The organism is Streptomyces sp. NPDC020731, assembly GCF_044334705.1.
Lineage (GTDB): Bacteria > Actinomycetota > Actinomycetes > Streptomycetales > Streptomycetaceae > Streptomyces.
This window is the reverse complement of the sequence record NZ_JBIRTN010000006.1, coordinates 94,984-115,670: the sequence shown is the minus strand read 5'-3', so window position 1 is coordinate 115,670 and position 20,687 is coordinate 94,984. Positions and strand designations below refer to the sequence as shown.

Sequence of the window (20,687 nt, the reverse complement as noted above, 5' to 3'; positions counted from 1 at the left end):
CCTACGGCTGCGTAACTTCGACTGGGAGCCTCCTTCCCAGGCAGAGAAGGAAAGGGTTCCAACCCGCCCATGGCAGACCTCGTCTACCGGCCCGTCGTCGGTTTCGCCCGCACCCTGTTCAAGGCGTGGGACCTCAAGATCGACTGCCAGGGGTCGGAGAACATACCACGCTCGGGCGGCGCCGTGCTGGTGAGCAATCACATCAGCTACCTGGACTTCGTCTTCAACGGCCTGGCGGCGCTCCCCCAGAAGCGGCTCGTCCGTTTCATGGCGAAGGAGTCGGTCTTCCGGCACCGGATCTCCGGTCCGCTGATGCGCGGCATGAAGCACATCCCGGTGGACCGCACCCAGGGCGAGGCGGCGTACGAGCACGCGCTGCGGTCGCTGCGGTCGGGGGAGATCGTGGGCGTCTTCCCGGAGGCGACGATCTCGCAGTCGTTCACGCTGAAGAGCTTCAAGTCGGGCGCCGCGCGCATGGCACAGGAGGCCGGCGTGCCGCTGGTCCCGATGGCGGTGTGGGGCACACAACGGCTGTGGACCAAGGGCCACCCGCGCAACTTCGGGCGCAGCCACACCCCCGTCACCATCCGCGTGGGCGAGGCGATCGAGGCGTCCAGGGACAAGTACGCGGGCGCGATCACCCGCCAGCTGCGCGAGCGGGTGCAGGAGCTGCTGGAGGCGGCGCAGCGCGCCTATCCGGTGCGCCCCAAGGGTCCGGACGACACCTGGTGGATGCCGGCCCATCTCGGTGGCACGGCCCCCACCCCGGAGCAGGTCCGGCAGGCCGAGGCACACTGAGACCCCCCACCCCGGGTGCCCCGCGCTGTCGACAGGGTCCCGCCGGTAACGAGGAACCGGCGTCCCGCACGCCGGTTCCGTTCTGTCGGCTGCGCTACGGGGGCGAACGATGCGACGCCGGATCAAGGTGGCGGTGACGGCCGCGGCGGTACTGGGCGTGGGCGGCTGGATCGCCGAACCCTACGTCCAGGACTGGTGGCTGGTACGCACGGCCTGCGACGGGGCGCTGCCGGGGGACGCGGTGCGGCGGCTCGCCGAGAACGGATCGGCGTACTCGAAGCCGGCGTGCGCCTCGCCGGAGGCGAGGAAGCGGCCGTACGCGGTCCAGCCCCGCCCGTCCGGTGCGGCCTGCTCCGCCGTCACCGCCGGGCCGGTGGCGTCGTCGGCGGACGACGGACAGCGGGCCTCGTCCACGACGTAGTCGGCCAGCACCCCGGCCACACCGGGAGCCGTCCCGTCGGGAACCTCGGCCCAGTCCAGAGCCGCGACGACGGCATAGGCGGCGCGGACCTGGGCCACCGTGTGCGGCGCGCCGGCGCGCGCGGCACGGGTCGCGGCCTCCACCACGGCACCGGGCGCCTCGGCTCCGTCGCCGCATGGACGCCCGTGCCGGATCAGCTCGCGGACGGCCGGGAAGCGGGACATGTCCTCGCCCGGGTCCAGGGCGCGGGTGGCGGCGACCGGCTCTCCGGCAGGAAGACGCCCGGGGCCGTCTCCTCGGTGAGCCGGGTGCGCGGGCCCCGGCGCCGGTTCCAGCGGCGGCAGGTCACGCCCTTGTCGTCACGTCGCACCACCTCGCCCGCGCCGGGGCGCCCGACGCTCTCCCCACCGCCCGCGACGGTCACGAACTCCTCCTCGCCCGAGCGACGCCGACGGCGTTGCAGAGGTCGACGAGGAGGTTGACGCGGGGCGGACCGGCCGCCGTGCGGGCCCGCTCGGCCAGTGCCTCGGCCGAGTTGCGGGTGCGGGACGGCTTCGAGCCGAACGCCGTGCGGACCTCGCACCAGGCCGCCATGTGCGGGTCCTCGTGCGGGGCCCGCCCCCCGGAGGCGCCCCGGCGAGCCGCCGGGGCGCGTCGTCGAGCAGGGCGGAACTCTGCTCCGTACCGGGCCCGTCGACGAGCTCGTGGGCCTCGACCACGACGTGGGTGAAGCCTTGCGCGAGGGCCGCATCTCGTCGGACACGACCGGCGTGAACGCCACGGCCCGCCTCGGGTTCAGAGTGCGAGGGGAAGCGTCCGCCACAGCTGCGGCCGGTCGGAGGCGGCCCGGAGGGCGTTCAGTACGGCCGGATGCGGCGCGGCGTACAGGACCGGGTAGTCCGTCTCGCCGGACGCCGGATCGGGCGTGAAGGCCAGCCGCTCGCCGTCCAGGGAGAACCGCGCGTCCACTCCGGGCTTGTTGCCCCGCGGGTCCTGACGGTGCCAGGCGCCCTTGAACCGTACGGCGACCAGCCCGTGCACGACGCCGAGGTTCTGGTAGCAGAGGGCGGTCGGGATGTCCTCGGCCCGCAGCAGCGCGGCCAGCGCGTGGGCCTTGGCGTAGCAGATGCCGGTGCCCTGCTCCAGGACGTCGGAGGCGCGCCAGGTGACCCGGAGATCACCGGAGTCCTGGGAGTGCGGGATGGTGTCGCGCACGAATTCGAAGGCCGCCCGCGCATATTCATACGAGTCGGCCGCCCCGGCGGCGAGGCGTGCCGCCGTCTCGCGGACCAGCGGATGGTGATGGTCGATCGCCTCGTCGGCGGCGAGGTAGGCGGAGAGGTCCGGGGTTTCCTGGATCAGCTGCATGCCGCCAGAGCATAGGTACGCAGCCGACCGGTAGTCAATGCATTTCCGGTCGACCGCATACCTATGCATGCACTGCTAGCGGGCCATCTCCTCCTTGAGTGCCGCCACGAACATGTCCACGTCGTCCTCGGTGGTGTCGAAGGCGCACATCCAGCGCACGTCTCCGGCCGTCTCGTCCCAGAAGTAGAAGCGGAACCGCTTCTGCAACCGCTCGCCCACGTCGTGCGGCAGCCGTGCGAAGACCGCGTTGGCCTGCACCGGGTAGAGGATCTCCACGCCGTGCACGGCGCGTACGCCCTCGGCCAGGCGCTGGGCCATCTCGTTGGCGTGCCGGGCGCTGCGCAGCCACAGGTCGCGGGCGAGCAGGGCCTCCAGCTGCACCGAGACGAAGCGCATCTTGGACGCCAGCTGCATGGACAGCTTGCGCAGGTGCTTCAGGTGCCGGATGCCGTCCGGGTTCAGCACCACGACCGCCTCGCCGAACAGGGCGCCGTTCTTGGTGCCGCCCAGCGAGAGCAGGTCGACGCCGACCGCGTTGGTGAAGGTGCGCATCGGCACGTTCAGCGTGGCGGCGGCGTTCGCCAGCCGGGAGCCGTCGACGTGCACCTTCATGCCGTGCGCGTGGGCGTGCTCGCAGATGGCGCGGATCTCGTCCGGGGTGTACACCGTGCCCAGCTCGGTGGTCTGGGCCAGGGAGACCACCTGGGGCATCGCCCGGTGCTCGTCCTCCCAGCCGTACGCCTGCCGGTCGATCAGTTCGGGGGTGAGCTTGCCGTCCGGGGTGGGCACGGTGAGCAGCTTGATCCCGCCGACCCGCTCCGGGGCGCCGCCCTCGTCCACGTTGATGTGGGCGCTCTCGGCGCAGATCACCGCGCCCCAGCGGTCGGTGACCGCCTGGAGCGCGACGACGTTGGCGCCGGTGCCGTTGAACACCGGGAACGCCTCCGCGGTGGGGCCGAAGTGGCTTCGGATCACCTGCTGGAGGTTCTCGGTGTACGCGTCCTCGCCGTACGCGACCTGGTGTCCGCCGTTGGCCAGGGCCAGGGCGGCGAGCACCTCCGGGTGGACCCCGGCGTAGTTGTCGCTGGCGAAACCGCGGACGTCCGGGTCGTGATGACGACGTGCGTCGGTCCGCGGTGGGTTCACGGCTTCTCGGTCAGCCACAGACGGTTTCCGTTCACTTCCGCGGCGGGCTTGTCCCAGACCCCGACGATGGCCTCGGCCAGGTCCTTGACGTCCGTGAAGCCCGCGAACTTCGCGTTGGGGCGGTCGGCGCGCATCGCGTCGTGCACCAACGCCTTCACCACCAGGATCGCAGCCGCCGACGTCGGCCCCTGCTCGCCCCCGACCTTGCGGAAGTAGTCGCCCATGGCCAGCGTCCATGCCTCGGCGGCGGCCTTGCCGGCCGCGTACGCGGCGTTGCCCGCGGTGGGTTTGGTGGCGCCGGCCGCGCTGATCAGGACGTACCGGCCGCGGTCGCTGCGCTGGAGCGCCTCGTGGAAGGCGAGGCTGGTGTGCTGCACGGTGCGCACCAGCAGCAGCTCCAGGAAGTCCCAGTCGTCCAGGCTGGTCTTGGTGAAGGTCTCGCTGCCCCGCCAGCCGCCGACGAGGTGGACCAGTCCGTCGACTCGGCCGAACTCCTTCTCGGTGCGGGCGGCCCACTCGCGGGTGGACTCCAGGTCGAGCAGGTCGACCGTGTCACCGGTGACGGTGGCGCCGCCGTGCGCGTAGCGCGCGGCGTCCACGGCCTCCGCCAGCCGCTCCGGGTCGTTGTCCGAGCCGACGACGGTCGCTCCCGCCTCGGCCAGCCTGAGCAGTGCCGCCCGGCCCGCGGGTCCTCCCGCGCCGGCCACCGCGATCACCGCACCGTCGAGCGCCCCGTTCCCCATGGTCCTCGCCTCCTGAGCAGTCGTGTGAACGCGGTCGCTCACGCGGCGACCCGCTCGGCGCCGTCCGCCGTGATGCCCCGGGTGGCGGCGATCACGTTCTTCAGCTTCTTGGACAGTGCCTCATAGAACATGCTCAGCGGAAACTCGTCCGGAAGCACGTCATCGACGAGTTTCCGCGGCGGCTGCGTCAGGTCCAGGGCGTCGGGGCCCTTGGCCCACTTGGAGCCCGGGTGCGGGGAGAGGTAGGTGGAGACCAGCTCGTACCCGGCGAACCAGTGGACGAGCTTGGGACGGTCGATGCCGTCGCGGTACAGCGTCTCGATCTCCGCGCACAGCTGGTTGGTGACCCGCGGGGCGCGCTCCCAGTCGATGGTGAGCCTGTTGTCGGTCCAGCGGACGACGTCGTGCTTGTGCAGGTAGGCGAAGAGCAGCTGGCCGCCGAGGCCGTCGTAGTTGCGCATCCGCTCGCCGGTGACGGGGAAGCGGAACATGCGGTCGAAGAGCACCGCGACCTGTACGTCACGGGCCTGCGGGACACCGTCGCCGGCGAGTTTCACGGCCTCCTTGAAGGCGGTGAGGTCGCAGCGCAGCTCCTCCAGGCCGTACATCCAGAACGGCTGGCGCTGCTTGATCATGAACGGGTCGAACGGCAGGTCGCCGTGGCTGTGGGTGCGGTCGTGGACCATGTCCCAGAGCACGAACGCCTCTTCGCAGCGCTTCTGGTCGTGCACCATGGCGGCGACGTCCTCGGGGAGCTCCAGGCCCAGGATGTCGACGGCGGCCTCGGTGACGCGGCGGAAGCGGGCGGCCTCGCGGTCGCAGAAGATGCCGCCCCAGGTGAAGCGCTCGGGGGCCTCGCGCACGGCGATGGTCTCGGGGAAGAGGACCGCGGAGTTGGTGTCGTAGCCCGAGGTGAAGTCCTCGAAGGTGATGCCGCAGAACAGCGGGTTGTCGTAGCGGGTGCGCTCCAGCTCGGCCAGCCAGTCGGGCCAGACCATGCGCAGCACGACCGCCTCGAGGTTGCGGTCGGGGTTGCCGTTCTGCGTGTACATCGGGAAGACGACCAGGTGCTGGAGGCCGTCCTCACGGCCCGCGGCGGGCTGGAAGGCCAGCAGCGAGTCGAGGAAGTCGGGCACCTCGAAGCCGCCCTCGGCCCAGCGGCCCAGGTCCTCGGCGAGCGCCTCGTGGTAGGCGCGGTCGTGCGGGAGCAGCGGGGAGAGCTCCTCGACTGCACCGGTCACGGCACGCACCGCGCGCTCGGCGTCGGCACGGGCCGGGGCGCCCTCGGCGCCGAAGTCGATCGAACCGTCCTTGGACTGCCAGGGCCGGATCCGCTCCACGGCATCCTTGAGCACGGGCCACGCCGGGTGCTCCACCACCCTGGTCACCGAAGGAACCTTCCCCTCGGTACCCACCTGCACAAGAATTTCCGTCATGTCCCATCCTCTACAGGAGAACCTCGCGTAAGGAGACCGTATACATACGAGGTTTCTCCCAGCAAGGGGAGCCTCGGGAAATTATCCTGCCCCACCCCCGGCCTCACCGCGTTTTTTCCTGTCGGACACCCGGTTGGGCGACGGTGCCTGCGTTCGATGTTCAGCCTCTGGACGCGACGGGCACAGGCGATACGGTCCAGGAGGGCCGTAGGGACGCGGCCCCCCGCCGCCGTCGACGGAAGCGAGTCGGATCTTGAACTTCCTCACCATCGGTCACCGCGGAGTCATGGGTGTCGAACCCGAGAACACCCTCCGGTCCTTCGTCGCCGCCCAGGAAGCGGGCCTCGACGTCATCGAACTCGATCTGCATCTGAGCAAGGACGGCACGCTCGTCGTCATGCACGACACGGAGGTGGACCGCACCACGGACGGCACGGGCGCGATCGCCGACAAGACCCTCGCCGAGCTGCGCGCCCTGGACGCCGGGCGGGGCGAGCGGATTCCCGTCTTCGAGGAGGTGCTCGACGCCGTCCGGGCGCCTCTGCAGGCCGAGATCAAGGACGTCCGGGCGGCCCGGGCACTGGCCGAGGTGATGAACGGGCGGGACCTGGCCGACCGGGTCGAGGTGTCCTCGTTCCACGACGAGGCGATCGCGGAGACCGCCCGCCTGGTGCCCGGGGTGCGTACGGCGCTCATCGCCAGCCGCTACGGCACCGACATCGTGGACCGGGCGGTCGGGGCCGGGGCCTCGACCGTCTGTCTCAACATCCGCCGGCTCACCCTGGAGATCGTGGAGCGGGCGCGGAAGGCCGAGCTGAGGATCGTCGGCTGGGTGGTGAACACCCAGGACCACCTCAGACTGGTACGGGCCCTGGGACTCGACGGCGCCACCACCGACTACCCGGAGATCAAGCGCACCGGCCGCTTCACGGCGTGAGCCGTCAGACCAGTTCCTTCACCAGCAGCTCGAACCGCAGGTCGTCACGGAGCGGAACGCCGAAGCGCTCGTCGCCGTACGGGAAGGGCGTCATCCGTCCCGTACGGCGGTAGCCGCGCCGCTCGTACCAGGCGATCAGGTCCTCCCGCACGGAGATCACCGTCATGTGCATCTCGCTCACGCCCCAGGTCTCGCGGGCCTGGCGTTCCGCCTCCGCGATGATCGTCCTGCCGAGTCCGGCGCCCTGGAGGGCGGGGCTGACCGCGAACATCCCGAAGTAGGCGTGCGCGCCGCGGTGTTCCAGCTGGCAGCAGGCGACCACGCGGCCGCCGCGCTCCACCGTGAGCAGCCGGCTGTCCGGCGACTTGATGACCTCCAGCACGCCCTCCGGGTCGGTCCGCCGCCCCTGGAGGATGTCCGCCTCGGTGGTCCACCCGGTCCGGCTGGACTCGCCCCGGTACGCCGACTCGATCAGCGCGACGAGGGCGTCCACATCGGCGTCGGTCGCGTCGCGGAAGGTCAGTGCGGTGTCGGTGGCGGATTCCATGGGCACGTCTCCGGTTCTCCTGGGCGCCTTCCGGCGTGGCTCGGGCGGGAACGAGACTAACCCGGCCACTACGCTCGGCCGCATGGTGCATGTACTGAGCAGCCGTGTCCTGCTCCGCCCCACCGACCCCGACCGCTCCCGCGCCTTCTACGGGGAACGGCTGGGCCTCGCCGTTCACCGCGAGTTCGGCACCGGCCCGGAACGCGGCACCGTCTACTTCCTCGGCGGGGGTTTCCTGGAACTCTCGGGCCGCGCGGGTCCCTCCGCGGCGGCGTCCCCGGACGTACGGCTGTGGCTCCAGGTCGAGGACGTCGCTGTGGCGCACGAGGAACTGGCGGCCGAGGGCGTCGGCATCGTCCGTCCCCCGGTGCGGGAGCCGTGGGGCCTGATCGAGATGTGGATCGCGGACCCGGACGGCACACCGATCGTGCTGGTCGAGATCCCGGCCGAGCACCCACTGCGGTACCGGCCGGGCATCTAGCGAGCGTGTTCCCGGTCCCCGGCCGGTTCCGCGCCGGACGGCCCGGGCCGGGGACCACCGGACCGGAGTCCGTCCGACGGTTCTGCACGCGGTTGTTCGACGGCGCGGACCTCGACGGCATGGCGACCATGGACGGCGGGTTCCCGCACGAGGTGCCCGCGCACTGGCTGCCGTACTTCGCCGTGGAGGACGTGGACGACGCCGCGGTGACGACCACGACGGTGGAGGGCACGGTGCCGATGGAGCCCGTCCCGCATCCGGAGGGCCCGCGCATCGCGGTGTTCCGTGACCCGCGGGGGGATGTTCGGCGGGCGGCGGACGGGAGGTGAGCGGAGGACGGGCCCGCGGCTGTCACGCCCGCAGCGCGCCCAGGCGTCCTTCCAGCTGACCGAGCAGTTCGCCGAGCAGGGCGGCGAGCTCGCCGAGTTCCGGGCCGTCCAGACCGGACAGTACGGCGGTCTCGTAGGCGAGCTGCGCGGGCAGGATGCCGTCGACCAGGTCGCGTCCGGAGTCGGTGAGGCGGACGTGGGCGACCCGGCGGTCGCGGGTGTCGCCGCGGCGTTCCACCAGTCCGCGTTCGGTGAGCTGCTTGAGGCGTTTGGTGACGGCGGCGCCCGAGGAGAAGGTCTCGCGGGCCAGCTCGCTGGGCGTCAGCTCGTGGCCGGTGCGGCGCAGCGCGCCCAGCAGGTCGAACTCCGGGCGGGTCAGGCCGGCGCGACGCAGCGGGGCGTCCTCCGCCTGCTGGAGGAGGGCGGCGCAGCGGTTGATGCGGCCGATGACCTCCATGGGGCCGGTGTCGAGGCCGGGGTGGACGGCCCGCCACTGCCGGACGACTGCGGCGACGGTGTCGCCCCGCGAGCGGCCGGGGGTCTCCCCGTCGACCGTCGTCGGTCCCTCGCCGCCGGCCGCCGCTGGTCCTTCGGTCGCCGTCATGGCCGTACGTCCTCCGTGTTCGTGCCCGTGCCGGGGTCCGGGAGCAGCCCCTGGCGTCGTACCGTCGCCGCGAGCGTACGGTGTCCCGACTGCTCGGCGAGCACGACCCGCTCCTGGGCCGGTGCGCGCTGCCACCACTCGCCGGCCGCGGCGTCGGCGCCGGCCCTCAGGTCGACCAGGGCGGCGGCGAGGTCGCGGCGGGCGGCGTCCAGGGCGGCGGGGGCGGGCCGGGGCCCGGCCAGGAGGCGCGCGGCGTGTTCGCGTGCGTGATCGGCCGTGGTGAGCGCCCGCTCCACGCGGTCGCCCGCCCGCCGGTTGGTGACGGCCACGGCGGCGGCGAAGCCGACCAGAGCGCCGACGAGGGTGTCCACCGCGCGTTCGGTGATCAGGTCACCGGGTCGCTGGTAGCCGGCGAACTCGGTGACGAGCAGCGCGAGCGGGGTCACGCAGATGGTGCCGAGCCAGTAGTTGCGGCCGATGAGCGCCTCGGCGCCGAAGTTGAACAGCAGGCAGCAGAGCACGAGGGCGAGCGGGCCGAGGTGGGCGACGGGGACGACGGCGGCGAAGAGCAGCACGCCGGCGAGGTTGCCGACGACGCGCTGGACGGCCCGGCTCCAGGTGAGGGTGACGTTGGCCTGGTAGAGCGAGGCCGCGGTGACCAGGGCCCAGTAGGGGCGGCCGATTCCGAGGGCGAGGGAGGCGTACCCGGCGAGCGCGCAGCCGAGGGCGGTGCGGACGGCGATCGGGGTGAGCGGGCCGAGCCCGGTCCACAGGGGGCGGGGCGGGGTGGCGCGCTCGGCGGCCGCCCCGAGGAGTTCGGCGGCGTCCGCGCGGGGGTCGTCGGTGCGCGGGACGGCACCGGTGCCGCGCAGTGCGCCGGCCCAGGCGCGCAGGCGTACGGGGTCGGCGTCGGCGGGCGCGACGAGCGCGACTTCCGCGCGGACGACGAGCCGTTCGAGGGCGCGGCGGGTGGCGGAGGGCCGGTTGCCGGTGGAGAGCAGGGACTGCCAGGCGGCCTGTACGGCGGCGTAGGCGGCGGCGCGGGCCCCGGTGTGACCGTCGCCGGTGCCGCCGGTCCCGGCGTACGCGGCGGCGGCGTTCAGCGCCTGGGCGGTGGCGCGGCGTTCGGGGCCGTGCGGCCGGAGCGGCGCGGGCGCCATGCCCACCAGATAGGCCCAGACACCGGCCGCGGCGGCGAGGGCGAGGTGGCCGGGGACCTGTCCGAAGGTCTGGGGCACGAACAGCGAGGCGGAGCTGACGAAGGTGAGGATCACATGGCCGGGCGGGCCGACGCGGGTGGCGTCGCACAGCGCCTTCTGCACGGCGGCCAGGACGGCGCCGACGGTGACCAGGACCACGGCGTTCCCGGTGAGGGAGGCGGCGACCAGGGACACGGCGAGGCCGCCGAGCATGCCGAGCACCACCCACGCCAGCACCCTGGCCCGGGCGGCGTACGGGCGGTTGTGGGCGTAGAGGGCGCACAGCGACCCCGCCATGGTGTACATCGCGAGGTCGAGCCGGCCCAGGGCCACCAGGAGCAGGCTGGGCGGTGCGACCGCGGCGACCACGCTGAGGGCCGGCTTGAACCAGATGTCGGAGGGCCGCCCGAGGCGCAGCGCGGCGGCGAGCGGGAGGCGCAGGGCCGTCTGCGGGGCGGTGGGGGTGGGGGTCGCACTGCTCATGAAGCATAAGGTTAGCAGGTATTTTACTTGTGAATCACATGCGCCGGCCTGCCACGCTCCCCCGGACGCTCCCCCCGCACTCCCGTGCGCTCGGGTGTCCCCCACCGGGACCGGGCATGCCATGACCGACCGTCGAACGGGCCGAGGGGGAGGTTCGGGTGCACGGACCGACGTCGTCCGGCTGGCTGCTGGTCGCGCTCTGCGCGGCGACCGGCGCCTACTGCCTGCTGCGCATGCGCAGCCATGTGGCGGAGCAGCGCCGCGCCGCAGGCGGCGAGGCGCTCATGGGCTTCGGCATGGCCGTGATGGCCGTGCCCGCGGCGGTGTTCACCCCGCCGGCGTGGGCCTGGCCGGCCCTCGCGGTGGTGTTCGGCGCGGCCGGGCTGCACGCGCTGTGGGCGGCCCGTACCGGCGCGCGCCATCTGCACCATCTGGTGGGCGCCGGGGCGATGGTCCACATGGCGGTGGCCATGGCCGCCTCCACCGGGCAGGGACAGGGGCACGGGCATGGCGGCCCGGGCACACCCCTGCTGACCGGGGCCCTGCTGCTCTACTTCGTGGCGTACGTGCTCGCCACCGGCGTACGGCTGGTGCCGGTGGCCGGCGTGGCGGGGGACGGCCGGGATGCCGGCTGGGGCGACCGGCCGGAGCTGGCGCGGGCCTGCCGGCTGTCCATGGGGATCGCGATGGTGGCGATGCTGCTGACGATATGAGGCGGGGCGCACGGTGCGGCGGCGACCGCGCGGGACCGTTGCCTGCGTCACTTCGGTCCGTCCGTCGGTGTCCTCGGGCGGCCCGCGCTCATAGGCTGCACGCATGATCCTCCCCGCGGTCCTGCTGCTGCTCGGCGTCCTGACCGCTGTCATGGGTCCCCGACTGCTCGCCCGGGCCGACTGGCCGGACCGTGAACCGGTGGTGGCGCTGTGGGCGTGGCAGTGCGTGATCGCGGCGGTGCTGCTGTGCTGCGCGCTGTCGATGACGTTCAGCGCGGCGGCCGCCTGGCGGGCGGTGGGCGGCCGCGTGTTCGCCACCGCGCCCCGTGCGGTCGTGGAGGCGTACGCGCTCGGTACGGCCGGGCTCTGGGCGCAGACCACCGCGGTGGCGCTGGCGTGCGGCGGGCTGTGGAGCGCGGCGATGCTGGTCCGTGAGGTCGTACGGGCCCGCGCCCGGCGTCGGACGCGGCGGACCCAACTGCGGGTGCGGGCCCCGCTGCTGCCCGGGGAGGAGCCGGGTCAGGACCGGCTCGTGGTCCTGGAGGGCGAATGGCCCGACGCCTGGTGGTTGCCCGGCACCCCGCCCCAACTGGTCGTCACCACGGCCGCGTTGCGCCGGCTGAAGGGCAGGCAGCTGGACGCCGTCCTCGCCCACGAGCGGGGACACGCGCAGGCCCGGCACGACTGGCTGCTGAACTGTTCCTCCGCGCTGGCGGGCGGTTTCCCGCAGGTGCCGGTGTTCGCGGCGTTCCGCGACGAGATGCACCGGCTGGTCGAACTCTCCGCCGACGACACGGCGTCCCGCCGGTTCGGCCGGCTGACCACGGCTCTCGCGCTGGTGGAACTCAACGAGCACCGGGGCGTGTTCGGCCCCTCTCCGGCTCCGCAGGCCCATGTTCCGGCCCGGGTCCGCCGGCTGCTCACTCCCCCGGACCGGCTCACCGCGGGGCGCCGGCTGCGGCTCACGGCGGTGGCGTCGCTGGTTCCGGTGTTCCCGGTGCTGGTGGCGTTCGTGCCGGGGCTGCGGGCACTCGGCTAGGGGGTGTCGTTTGGATCAGGCCGGCTTCGGGCGACGGCACCTCACAGCCGAGCCGGGCGGGGTCCGGTGCGTGCGGCCGCAAGGCGGAGGAGGGAGTCGACGCGGAGCGTCGAGGACCGACGACAACGCCGCAGAAGTGCGTGCCGGACCCCGCGACCCCGGCAAGATCCAAACGACATCTCCCAGGCCCTGTCGTCACATTCCCGCCTGCCCCGCGACACCGTGCACACCCTCTCGCCGCAGCGCCCGCCCTCCGGACGGACGGCGGGAATTCGACGACAGGACCTGACCCGGTGCGTCGGGACACGCCAGGACGGCACCCGGCGTGGGCCGAAGGCCCGAAGAGGGTCGACACGACCCGAAGTGGGCCGGACGCGTGCACGGGAACGGACAGGCGCGGAGAAGGCGGGCGCGAGGGCACTAGGACGGGAGGGCACGGGGACCGGAGGGCACGGGGACGGCACAAGGACGGGACGGCACGGGCACAGCTCGGAGAGGGCCGGACGCCCCCGAGGTACGGGCAAGCCCTGGAAGGGCAGGCGAAAGTCCCGAAAGGGGCTGACACGGGCCGGAAGGGCCCGGCGGGGAAGGGGGTACTGGCCCCGGACGCCGGCGTTCGGGGAGGATCGCCTCATGCACACCCCCCACACCGAATCCCCGCCCAGGCCACCCGGGCACGGCCCGACCACCCTGTCCACCGGAGTGCTCGCGCTGTGCTCGGCGCTGCTGCTGACGCTGGTCGGCATCGAGTGGCGCCCACTGCTCGACCTGGACGCCGACATCGCCCGCACCACCCACCGCTGGGCCGTGGAGGAGCCGGGGCTGACGCAGACGTCCCGCATCCTGACGGACTGGGTCTGGGACCCCTGGACGATGCGGGTGCTGTGCGGTGTGGCGGCGGCACTGCTGGCCTGGCGGTACGCGGCCCCGTGGTCGGCGCTCTGGCTGGTGCTCACGGTCGCCGTCGGAACGGCGGTGCAGCAGGGGCTGAAGGCCGCGCTGGACCGCGCCCGCCCCGTCTGGCCCGATCCGGTGGACTCCGCGCACTACGCGGCGTTCCCGTCGGGGCACGCCATGACCGCGACGGTCGTCTGCGGCCTGCTGCTGTGGCTGCTGCGCCGTCACGGGGTGGGCCGCGTCCTGTGGCGCACGGCGCTGGTCCTGGCGGTGCTCTCGGTGACCGGCGTCGGCCTCACCCGGGTCTGGCTCGGCGTCCACTGGCCCACGGACGTCCTGGGCGGCTGGCTGATCGGCGCCCTGGTGGTGGCGGCGGCCGTGGCGATCCACCGGCGGCGGTGTCCGGCGCGCCGGTGAGTCCGGACGCCCCGTTGGCGGCCCGAGGCTGCTTTCACCACGAACGAGACCGTTCACCTCGGACGATCCCCCGCGTCGCCCGAGGTGAACGGCAACCCGGAAAGGCCCACCAAGGGGCCTCACCGGATGCGCTGAGTATAGTTGGCTGGCAGCCAGTCAACGCAGGAGTCCAGCATGTCCCCGCGCAGCGCCCTGGTCAATGAAGAGTTGCGGAGGCGTTCGAAGGAACGGCTCCTGCACGCCGCCGTGGAGTTGGTCGACGAGCACGGGTACGAGGCGACGACGCTGGGCGACATCGCCGATCGGGCGGGCTCCGCGCGGGGTCTGGTGTCGTACTACTTCCCGGGAAAGCGCCAGCTCGTGCAGTCCGCCGTGCACCGGCTGATGCACCGCACCCTGGAGGAGGCCCTGGAGCGGGAGCCGCACGCCGAGGACGGCCGGGAGCGGATGGCACGGGCCATCGACGCGATCCTGGGCCTGGCGCGGGACCGGCCGGTCCTGATGCGCCAGCACATGGCCGGACTGCTGCAGGCCGAGGGTTTCCTGCCCTGCCCCGAGCAGCGGCGGCTGGCCGAGCTGCTGGGCGACACCGTGGTCCGGCACGGCTCCCACGACGTCGACGCCGACTATCCGATGCTGCGCGCCCTGCTGATGGGTGCCGTGTACGCGGCCCTGATGCCGGGCGCGCCCATGCCGGTCCCGGTGCTGCGCGCGGAGCTGTTCAAGCGCTACCGGCTCGACTGGGAGATGGGCGTCCCGCCGGACACCGAGGTGCCCGGCGGGACGTGCGGGAAGGACCGGACGGACATGGCCCGGTTCTTCGCGACGGAGCCGGACGCTCAGTCGAAGTAGTCCGGCTGGGTCTGCACGTTGAGCTCACGCAGGTGGACCCGGCGTGCCGGGTCCGTGCGCCGGTCGTCGATCTTCAGGACGTCGAAGCCCTTGGCGATGTCGTTCGAGTAGATGTAGCCGTTGTAGTAGTACGCCGACCAGGAGCCGCCGGTGACGAGCTGGTCCGTGCTCAGCGGACCGCGCTCGAAGTAGGCGATCTCCTTCGGCTTCGAGGAGTTGGTGAAGTCCCAGACGGAGACGCCGCCCTGGTACCAGGCCTGGACCATCAGGTCCTTGCCCTTGACCGGGATCAGCGAACCGTTGTGGGCCACGCAGTTCTCGGTGTCCGCCTGGTGGCGCGGGATCTTGAAGTAGCTGCGGAAGACCAGCTTCTGCCGGTCGCCCTTGCCGACGATGTCGTAGATGCCGTCCGCGCCGCGGTTCGGGCCGATCTCCGCGTTGCAGGTGGCCCCGCCACCGCCGCCCAGCTCGTCGGTGAAGACGACCTTGTTCGCCTTCTGGTTGAAGGTCGCCGAGTGCCAGAACGCGAAGTTGACGTTGTCCTGCACCCGGTCGATCACCTTGGGCCGCTCGGGGTCCTTGATGGAGAACAGGATGCCGTCGCCCATGCAGGCACCGGCCGCCAGGTCCTTCGACGGCAGCACGGTGATGTCGTGGCAGCCGGTGGTCTTGGAGACACCCGGGTTGGCGGGCCCGCCGGGGTTGCCGCCGCCGTCCGGGCCCTCACCCGGGAACAGCACCGGGAAGCCGACCAGCGCCGCCTTGTGCGGTGCCTTGCGCGGCACCTTGATCACCGAGATGCCGTCGTGCGGCGGCTGGCAGTCGGGGTAGGCCGCGTTCGGCGAGTACGACGAGACGTAGACGTAGACGTTCTTGCGCTCGGGCACCAGCGTGTGGGTGTGCGAGCCGCAGGCGGTCTCGACGGCGGCGACATAGCGCGGGTTCCGCTTGTCGCTGATGTCGAAGACCTTCATGCCCTCCCACGAGGACTTCTCGGTCGCCGGCTGCGTGGTGCTGTTGCAACTGCTGTCGCTGCGCGAGGAGTCGGTGGACAGGAACAGCAGGTCGCCGGAGACGGAGATGTCGTTCTGCGAGCCGGGGCACAGCACCTGGGCCACCGTCTTCGGCGCCTTCGGGTTGCTGATGTCGAAGATGCGGAAGCCGTCGTAGTTGCCGGCGAAGGCGTACCGGCCCTGGAAGGCCAGGTCCGAGTTGGTGCCGGGCAGCGCGTCCTTGGGGATGTGGGCCACGTGCCGGATGTTGTCGGAGTGGACGATCTCGTCCTGGCCGGGTATCTCGCCGCTCCGGATGGCCTCGCGCGCCTCGGCCTGGTCGCTGCGCGAGACCTTCTTCTCCGCGGCCGGCGAGTCCCCGGGGTCGGGGATCGCCGCGGCCGGTGCGGCGGTGAGCAGCGCGGCCAGCAGTCCACCGGCTGCCGCGGCAACTCCCAGGCGTCTGCGCCGGGTTCGGGAAACGCTCAACAGGATCACTGTTTTCCTCCCTGGTTCCGTTCACCTCGGAACGGTTTTCGCACCGGCAGTATCGTCGTCGACATGCACATACCAACAGAGGGCAACACACTTGCAATGAAGTTTTTTGATCACTGTCGCGCGGAAGCGTGCTAGGACGGTCGTCGACACTCACGAGGTGTCTTGCAACCTGCCTGCCACAGGAGGTCCTTGTGCACTACCGCCGTGCGTCACGCGTGTCCGTCGCCGCGGCCGGGCTGACCGCTCTGGCCGTACTCGGGCTCGTGGGCTGCGACTCCGGCACCGACGAGACCAGGTCGGCCGCCGGGAGCGGGCCTTCGGTCATCGCGCCGGGTGAGCCCGGGGAGGCCAACCGAACCCTGTCGGCCGAGGAGGCCCAACGGCAGCGTGCGGAGGACGACTCCCCCAACTCCGCGGACGTGTCCTTCGCGCGGATGATGATCCAGCACCACGCGCAGGCCCTGGAGATGACCGAACTGGTGCCGGACCGCGCCGAGTCCTCGAAGATCGTCAAGCTGGCCGAGCGCATCGCCGCCGCGCAGCAGCCGGAGATCAGGGCGATGAAGGGCTGGCTGAAGAGCCACGACAAGGCGGAACGGGACGACGGGCACGGGCACGACCACGCCACGATGCCCGGGATGGCCACGCAGGCCCAGCTGAAGCAGTTGCGCTCGGCCGACGGCGAGGCCTTCGACCAGCTCTTCCTCACTCTGATGATCACGCATCACCAGGGGGCGATCACCATGTCCACCGAGCTGAAGGGGCAGGGCAACAACATCCGGATGGAGGAGATGGCGGACGACGTGGTGGCCCAGCAGACCAGCGAGATCAGCCGGATGCGCGACCTGATGTGACGATGCGCGACACGCGGTGACGGCAGCCGGCGCCCGGCCGGGCGGCTCAGCGCCGGGCGTGCCGTGAGGGCAGCAGTCCCGCGTCGCGCGTCCGGCCGATGAGCCTGAGCGCACCGCGCCGGCTGTACCCGGTCTCGTTCATCACGGCGAGGACCGGATCGGCTCCCCGCTCCTGTGCCGCGCGGTACGCCCGTGCCACGAGACCGTGCTCCTCCGGCCCCCTCGACCGGGCAGGCCGCTCCCGGTGCGCGCCCGTACCGGCCTCGCCCCCGGGGTCCGGTCCGGTCTCGGCGCCGCAGGCCCGGGCCAGCGGCCCCTCGATCCAGTCGGCGAACAGGGCGAGGTCCTCCAGGGCCAGCGCGGGCCGGGCCCGTACGTCCTCGACGCAGACCCACCCCTCGCACACCGTCGCCAGCGCGTCGATGCGGGCCCCGTCGCCGAAGGCCAGCCGCACGTGGAGCCACCGCGTCGCCCGCTCCCCCTCCCGCACCTCCCACGCGGGCCACACGGACATCGCACCCTCCGCCGGAGAGCGATCGGAAAGTTGAAGAAAAGATGCCTCAAGCACGCACGTAACGTAACCGCGTGATCAGTTTCCCTCCGTAGAACACGCACCCCGAGCGGCGGACGGCACCCTGTCAGCGGAGCGCGGACGGTGCCATGCTGGAGACACCAGCGATCTCCCGTCGATCCCCCGGGTGAGGAGTTCCGCCGTGCTGCGTGTCGCCGTCATCGGTTCCGGGCCGAGCGGGTGCTACACCGCCCAGAGCCTCGTCCAGCAGGACGCCCGGGTGCGCGTGGACGTCCTGGACCGGCTGCCGTGTCCGTACGGGCTGGTCCGCTACGGCGTGGCGCCGGACCACGAGAAGATCAAGTCCCTGCAGAACACCCTCCGCACGGTCCTGGAGCACGAGCGCGTGCGCTTTCTCGGCGGGGTGCCGGTCGGGCCGGGCGGGGTGCCGGTCGCGCGGCTGCGGGAGCTGTACCACGCGGTGGTGTACTGCGTGGGCGCCGCCACGGACCGGCGGCTGGGCATCCCGGGCGAGGAGCTGCCGGGCAGCTGGTCGGCGACGGAGTTCGTGTCCTGGTACAGCGCGCATCCGGACGCCGTCGACGACGGTTTCCTGCGCGGGGTGCGGTCGGCGGTGGTCATCGGGGTGGGGAACGTCGCCGTGGACGTGACGCGCATGCTGGCCCGGGGGGCGGCGGAGCTCAGCCCGACCGACATGCCGCACGCGGCCCTGACCGCACTCGCGGCGAGCCGGGTGGACCGCATCCACATGGTGGGCCGGCGCGGCCCGTCCCAGGCCCGCTTCACCACCAAGGAGCTGCGCGAGCTGGGAACCCTGCCGGACACCGGACTCGTCGTGGACCCGGCCGAGGCCGCGCAGGACCCGGCGTACACGGACCCGTCCGCGCTGCCCGCCCCGCAGCGCCGCAACGTCGAGGTGCTGCGCGGCTGGGCCGGGACGCCGGTGCCGGGCGCCCGGCGGTTGATCCGGCTGCGCTTCTTCCTCCGCCCGGCCGAGCTGATCGCCCGGGAGGGCAGGGTGGGCGCGGTGCGTTTCGAGCGGACGGTGCCGGACGGACGCGGTGGCGTCACGGGCACGGGGCGGTTCGAGGACGTCGAGGCGCAGTTGGTGCTGCGCTCGGTGGGGTATCGCGGGGCGCCACTGGAGGGGCTGCCGTTCGACGCGGCCGGCGGCACGGTGCCGCATCTCGCCGGGCGGGTGCTGCGGGAGGGCACGGTCGCTCCGGGCGAGTACGTGGCGGGCTGGATCAAGCGGGGCCCGACGGGCGTCATCGGCACGAACCGGTCCTGCGCGAAGGAGACGGTGGCCTCCCTGCTGCTGGACGCGCCCTTCCTCACGGACCGCGACCTGCCCGGCGACCCGTCGGCGGCACTGCGGGCCGAGGGCGTCGAACCGGTCGTGTGGACGGGCTGGCAGGCGATCGAGCACGCCGAGGCGGAACTGGGCGCCTCCCTGGGCCGGAGCGTCGTCAAACTCCCCGACTGGGAATCCCTGCTCGCGGCAGCCCGCACAGCCGGCCCGTGAGCGCCTTCGGACGGCCGGACCCCGGGAATCTCCCCCGAGCCCGGCGACGAGCGGTGGGAACAGGGGTCACCGGCCCGGCAGGGCTGCCGGAGCGCGGACTCCGCCCGCTGAACCCCGCCCGCTGACAGGCGCCGCCGGGCCGGGTGCGCCCGGCACGGCCGGGGCCCCGCGGGTCACCGCGCGTGGCGGCGGTCGGCCTGGTGGTTGGCCGCGGCGAGGAGGCAGTCGAGGAGGCCCGGGAAGAGGTCCTCCAGGTCGGCCCGGCGCAGGCCGTTCATCTTGGCGGTGCCCTCGTAGATCTGCCGGATCACGCCGCTCTCGCGCAGCACCCGGAAGTGGTGCGTGGTGGTGGACTTGGTGACCGGCAGGTCGAACTGCGAGCAGGTCAGCTCGACGTCCTTGTCGGCGAGTTCGCGGACGATGCACAGCCGCACGGGGTCGGAGAGCGCGTGCAGCACGCCCTCCAGCCGGATCTCCTCGCGGGCCGGATGCGGCAGATCACGGCTGCTGGGTGCGGGGACGGCGGTCGTCACGGCGGCTCCACGTTCGGTCCGGGAACCCCCATTGTACGAGAAGCATCGTAGTTTGACACTTCCCGTATTACGATGCTTATCGTACGAGCCGCACCCTCCCGCCGATCCCCGCCGAATGGAGCCCATCGTGAGCACGCTGTTCCAGCCGTACACCCTGCGCGACGTGACCATTCCCAACCGGGTGTGGATGCCTCCGATGTGCCAGTACTCGGCCGCACCCGAAGGACCCGGGGCCGGTGCGCCCGGCGACTGGCACTTCGCGCACTACGCGGCCCGCGCGGCCGGCGGCACGGGACTGATCGTCGTGGAGGCCACCGCCGTGTCGCCGGAGGGCCGGATCTCGCCGTACGACCTCGGCATCTGGAACGACACCCAGGTGGAGGCGTTCCGCCGGATCACCCGTTTCCTCGCGTCGCAGGGCACCGTCCCCGCCGTCCAGCTCGCGCACGCCGGACGCAAGGCGTCGACCGACCGGCCCTGGAAGGGCGGCGCGCCGGTCGGGCCGGACGCTCACGGCTGGCGGCCGGTGGCTCCGAGCGCGGTCGCCTTCGACGAGCGGCACCCGGTGCCGGACCAGCTGTCCGTCGAGCAGATCCGTGACGTCGTCGAACAGTTCCGCGCCGCCGCGCGCCGCGCGCTCGCCGCCGGGTTCGAGATCGCCGAGATCCACGGCGCCCACGGCTATCTGATCAACGAGTTCCTGTCCCCGCACTCCAACCACCGCACCGACGCCTACGGCGGCTCGTACGGGAACCGAACGCGGTTCGCGCTCGAGGTGGTCGACGCCGTGCGCGAGGAGTGGCCGGACGACAAGCCGCTGTTCTTCCGGATCTCGGCCACGGAATGGCTGGAGGAGTCCGGCTGGACCCCGGACGACACCGTCCGCTTCGCCTCCGAACTGCATGCCCACGGCATCGACCTGCTGGACGTCTCCACCGGTGGCAACGCCTCCGCCGTACGCATCCCGGCCGGGCCCGGCTACCAGGTCCCCTTCGCCGCGCGGGTGCGGAACGAGACGCCGATGCCGGTCGCCGCGGTGGGGCTGATCACCGGCGCCGAGCAGGCGGAGAAGATCCTGGCCAACGGCGAGGCGGACGCGGTGCTCCTCGGCCGCGAGCTGCTCCGCAACCCGTCGTGGGCCCGGCACGCGGCTCGTGAACTGGGCGGCGAGGTCCACGTGCCGGACCAGTACCACCGCTCGGTCTGAGCCCGTCCGCCACCGCGCCGGGGGGGGGGGGGGGGGGGGGGGCCCCCCCCCCCCCCCCCCCCCCCCCCCCCCGGGCCCGGCGGCGGAGGCCCCACCCCGCCCGGCCGACCCCCCCGCCCCCCCCCCCACCGCGCAC

The 20,687-nt window shown here is 72.7% G+C and carries 22 protein-coding genes and 1 pseudogene; 11 read left to right on the top strand and 12 right to left on the bottom strand.

Going from position 1 to position 20,687, the window contains the following annotated elements; all coding sequences use genetic code 11:
• Positions 1–69: 69 nt before the first annotated feature.
• Complete coding sequence (locus tag ACH4VX_RS11245; RefSeq protein WP_398367094.1) at positions 70–798, top strand: lysophospholipid acyltransferase family protein; 729 nt, start codon at positions 70–72, stop codon at positions 796–798.
• A gap of 180 nt (positions 799–978) precedes the next feature.
• On the opposite strand, the gene ACH4VX_RS11240 is transcribed toward ACH4VX_RS11245, so the two are convergent.
• The 6 genes and pseudogenes from ACH4VX_RS11240 to ACH4VX_RS11215 form a co-directional block, all read right to left on the bottom strand.
• Entirely contained in the window at positions 979–1,443 is a 465-nt protein-coding gene (locus ACH4VX_RS11240; protein ID WP_398367093.1) for a hypothetical protein, read from the bottom strand.
• Positions 1,444–1,466: 23 nt separating this feature from the next.
• A pseudogene (locus ACH4VX_RS11235) lies at positions 1,467–2,000 on the bottom strand (cytoplasmic protein); the annotation flags it as partial.
• A 14-nt stretch (positions 2,001–2,014) separates the two neighbouring features.
• Entirely contained in the window at positions 2,015–2,587 is a 573-nt protein-coding gene (locus ACH4VX_RS11230) for a transglutaminase domain-containing protein (RefSeq protein ID WP_398367092.1), read from the bottom strand.
• A 75-nt stretch (positions 2,588–2,662) separates the two neighbouring features.
• On the bottom strand, positions 2,663–3,733 hold the full coding sequence (locus ACH4VX_RS11225; RefSeq protein WP_398367090.1) for a threonine aldolase family protein: 1,071 nt from the start codon (positions 3,731–3,733) through the stop codon (positions 2,663–2,665).
• Positions 3,730–4,476, bottom strand: a complete 747-nt coding sequence (locus ACH4VX_RS11220; protein ID WP_398367089.1) for an SDR family NAD(P)-dependent oxidoreductase — start codon at positions 4,474–4,476, stop codon at positions 3,730–3,732. The genes ACH4VX_RS11225 and ACH4VX_RS11220 overlap by 4 nt, the downstream gene beginning before the upstream one ends.
• A gap of 38 nt (positions 4,477–4,514) precedes the next feature.
• Complete coding sequence (locus ACH4VX_RS11215; RefSeq protein WP_398367087.1) at positions 4,515–5,912, bottom strand: DUF6421 family protein; 1,398 nt, start codon at positions 5,910–5,912, stop codon at positions 4,515–4,517.
• Between the two features lie 253 nt (positions 5,913–6,165).
• Here ACH4VX_RS11215 and ACH4VX_RS11210 point away from each other — a divergent pair, with 253 nt between their 5' ends.
• The gene (locus ACH4VX_RS11210; RefSeq protein WP_398367086.1) at positions 6,166–6,849 is read left to right on the top strand and encodes a glycerophosphodiester phosphodiesterase; all 684 of its coding nucleotides are present in this window, start codon (positions 6,166–6,168) and stop codon (positions 6,847–6,849) included.
• Positions 6,850–6,853: 4 nt separating this feature from the next.
• Here ACH4VX_RS11210 and ACH4VX_RS11205 read toward each other — a convergent pair whose 3' ends face one another.
• Positions 6,854–7,396, bottom strand: a complete 543-nt coding sequence (locus tag ACH4VX_RS11205; RefSeq protein ID WP_398367331.1) for a GNAT family N-acetyltransferase — start codon at positions 7,394–7,396, stop codon at positions 6,854–6,856.
• Positions 7,397–7,478: 82 nt separating this feature from the next.
• On the opposite strand from ACH4VX_RS11205, the gene ACH4VX_RS11200 reads away from it, so the two are divergent.
• Positions 7,479–7,877, top strand: coding sequence for a VOC family protein (locus tag ACH4VX_RS11200; RefSeq protein ID WP_398367085.1), 399 nt, complete (start codon positions 7,479–7,481; stop codon positions 7,875–7,877).
• Between the two features lie 5 nt (positions 7,878–7,882).
• Positions 7,883–8,206 carry a hypothetical protein gene (locus ACH4VX_RS11195; RefSeq protein WP_398367084.1) on the top strand — a complete coding sequence of 108 codons (324 nt, stop codon included), beginning with the start codon at positions 7,883–7,885 and terminating at the stop codon, positions 8,204–8,206.
• 22 nt (positions 8,207–8,228) lie between these two features.
• On the opposite strand, the gene ACH4VX_RS11190 is transcribed toward ACH4VX_RS11195, so the two are convergent.
• Positions 8,229–8,810 carry a MarR family winged helix-turn-helix transcriptional regulator gene (locus ACH4VX_RS11190; protein ID WP_398367083.1) on the bottom strand — a complete coding sequence of 194 codons (582 nt, stop codon included), beginning with the start codon at positions 8,808–8,810 and terminating at the stop codon, positions 8,229–8,231.
• Positions 8,807–10,492 (bottom strand): FUSC family protein, encoded by a 1,686-nt coding sequence (locus ACH4VX_RS11185; RefSeq protein WP_398367082.1) that lies wholly within the window; start codon positions 10,490–10,492, stop codon positions 8,807–8,809. The genes ACH4VX_RS11190 and ACH4VX_RS11185 overlap by 4 nt, the downstream gene beginning before the upstream one ends.
• A gap of 158 nt (positions 10,493–10,650) precedes the next feature.
• Here ACH4VX_RS11185 and ACH4VX_RS11180 point away from each other — a divergent pair, with 158 nt between their 5' ends.
• From ACH4VX_RS11180 to ACH4VX_RS11165, 4 genes are all read left to right on the top strand, one after another.
• Positions 10,651–11,205 carry a DUF5134 domain-containing protein gene (locus tag ACH4VX_RS11180; RefSeq protein WP_398367081.1) on the top strand — a complete coding sequence of 185 codons (555 nt, stop codon included), beginning with the start codon at positions 10,651–10,653 and terminating at the stop codon, positions 11,203–11,205.
• Between the two features lie 103 nt (positions 11,206–11,308).
• The gene (locus ACH4VX_RS11175) at positions 11,309–12,244 is read left to right on the top strand and encodes a M56 family metallopeptidase (RefSeq protein WP_398367080.1); all 936 of its coding nucleotides are present in this window, start codon (positions 11,309–11,311) and stop codon (positions 12,242–12,244) included.
• Between the two features lie 633 nt (positions 12,245–12,877).
• Positions 12,878–13,558 (top strand): phosphatase PAP2 family protein, encoded by a 681-nt coding sequence (locus ACH4VX_RS11170; protein ID WP_398367079.1) that lies wholly within the window; start codon positions 12,878–12,880, stop codon positions 13,556–13,558.
• Between the two features lie 174 nt (positions 13,559–13,732).
• Complete coding sequence (locus ACH4VX_RS11165; RefSeq protein WP_398367078.1) at positions 13,733–14,410, top strand: TetR/AcrR family transcriptional regulator; 678 nt, start codon at positions 13,733–13,735, stop codon at positions 14,408–14,410.
• Here the strand turns inward: ACH4VX_RS11165 and ACH4VX_RS11160 are convergent.
• Complete coding sequence (locus ACH4VX_RS11160; protein WP_398367077.1) at positions 14,398–15,900, bottom strand: LVIVD repeat-containing protein; 1,503 nt, start codon at positions 15,898–15,900, stop codon at positions 14,398–14,400. The two genes, ACH4VX_RS11165 and ACH4VX_RS11160, sit on opposite strands and share 13 nt — an antisense overlap.
• 191 nt (positions 15,901–16,091) lie before the next feature.
• On the opposite strand from ACH4VX_RS11160, the gene ACH4VX_RS11155 reads away from it, so the two are divergent.
• Positions 16,092–16,754 (top strand): DUF305 domain-containing protein, encoded by a 663-nt coding sequence (locus ACH4VX_RS11155; protein ID WP_398367076.1) that lies wholly within the window; start codon positions 16,092–16,094, stop codon positions 16,752–16,754.
• A gap of 46 nt (positions 16,755–16,800) precedes the next feature.
• Here ACH4VX_RS11155 and ACH4VX_RS11150 read toward each other — a convergent pair whose 3' ends face one another.
• Positions 16,801–17,268, bottom strand: a complete 468-nt coding sequence (locus ACH4VX_RS11150) for a DUF6214 family protein (RefSeq protein ID WP_398367075.1) — start codon at positions 17,266–17,268, stop codon at positions 16,801–16,803.
• A 199-nt stretch (positions 17,269–17,467) separates the two neighbouring features.
• On the opposite strand from ACH4VX_RS11150, the gene ACH4VX_RS11145 reads away from it, so the two are divergent.
• On the top strand, positions 17,468–18,811 hold the full coding sequence (locus tag ACH4VX_RS11145; protein WP_398367074.1) for an FAD-dependent oxidoreductase: 1,344 nt from the start codon (positions 17,468–17,470) through the stop codon (positions 18,809–18,811).
• Positions 18,812–18,984: 173 nt separating this feature from the next.
• Here the strand turns inward: ACH4VX_RS11145 and ACH4VX_RS11140 are convergent, their stop codons facing one another.
• The gene (locus tag ACH4VX_RS11140; protein ID WP_398367073.1) at positions 18,985–19,344 is read right to left on the bottom strand and encodes an ArsR/SmtB family transcription factor; all 360 of its coding nucleotides are present in this window, start codon (positions 19,342–19,344) and stop codon (positions 18,985–18,987) included.
• 127 nt (positions 19,345–19,471) lie between these two features.
• Between ACH4VX_RS11140 and ACH4VX_RS11135 the strand changes: the two genes are divergently transcribed.
• Complete coding sequence (locus tag ACH4VX_RS11135) at positions 19,472–20,551, top strand: NADH:flavin oxidoreductase/NADH oxidase (protein WP_398367072.1); 1,080 nt, start codon at positions 19,472–19,474, stop codon at positions 20,549–20,551.
• Positions 20,552–20,687: the final 136 nt, after the last annotated feature.

What these genes read in the sequence shown, in the direction of transcription:
- ACH4VX_RS11215 (WP_398367087.1), bottom strand. Translation starts at nt 5,912, where the DNA reads ATGACGGAAATTCTTGTGCAGGTGGGTACCGAGGGGAAGGTTCCTTCG.
- ACH4VX_RS11185 (WP_398367082.1), bottom strand. Translation starts at nt 10,492, where the DNA reads ATGAGCAGTGCGACCCCCACCCCCACCGCCCCGCAGACGGCCCTGCGC.
- ACH4VX_RS11200 (WP_398367085.1), top strand. Translation starts at nt 7,479, where the DNA reads ATGGTGCATGTACTGAGCAGCCGTGTCCTGCTCCGCCCCACCGACCCC.
- ACH4VX_RS11205 (WP_398367331.1), bottom strand. Translation starts at nt 7,396, where the DNA reads ATGGAATCCGCCACCGACACCGCACTGACCTTCCGCGACGCGACCGAC.
- ACH4VX_RS11190 (WP_398367083.1), bottom strand. Translation starts at nt 8,810, where the DNA reads ATGACGGCGACCGAAGGACCAGCGGCGGCCGGCGGCGAGGGACCGACG.
- ACH4VX_RS11150 (WP_398367075.1), bottom strand. Translation starts at nt 17,268, where the DNA reads ATGTCCGTGTGGCCCGCGTGGGAGGTGCGGGAGGGGGAGCGGGCGACG.
- ACH4VX_RS11220 (WP_398367089.1), bottom strand. Translation starts at nt 4,476, where the DNA reads ATGGGGAACGGGGCGCTCGACGGTGCGGTGATCGCGGTGGCCGGCGCG.
- ACH4VX_RS11240 (WP_398367093.1), bottom strand. Translation starts at nt 1,443, where the DNA reads ATGTCCCGCTTCCCGGCCGTCCGCGAGCTGATCCGGCACGGGCGTCCA.
- ACH4VX_RS11245 (WP_398367094.1), top strand. Translation starts at nt 70, where the DNA reads ATGGCAGACCTCGTCTACCGGCCCGTCGTCGGTTTCGCCCGCACCCTG.
- ACH4VX_RS11175 (WP_398367080.1), top strand. Translation starts at nt 11,309, where the DNA reads ATGATCCTCCCCGCGGTCCTGCTGCTGCTCGGCGTCCTGACCGCTGTC.
- ACH4VX_RS11170 (WP_398367079.1), top strand. Translation starts at nt 12,878, where the DNA reads ATGCACACCCCCCACACCGAATCCCCGCCCAGGCCACCCGGGCACGGC.
- ACH4VX_RS11165 (WP_398367078.1), top strand. Translation starts at nt 13,733, where the DNA reads ATGTCCCCGCGCAGCGCCCTGGTCAATGAAGAGTTGCGGAGGCGTTCG.
- ACH4VX_RS11230 (WP_398367092.1), bottom strand. Translation starts at nt 2,587, where the DNA reads ATGCAGCTGATCCAGGAAACCCCGGACCTCTCCGCCTACCTCGCCGCC.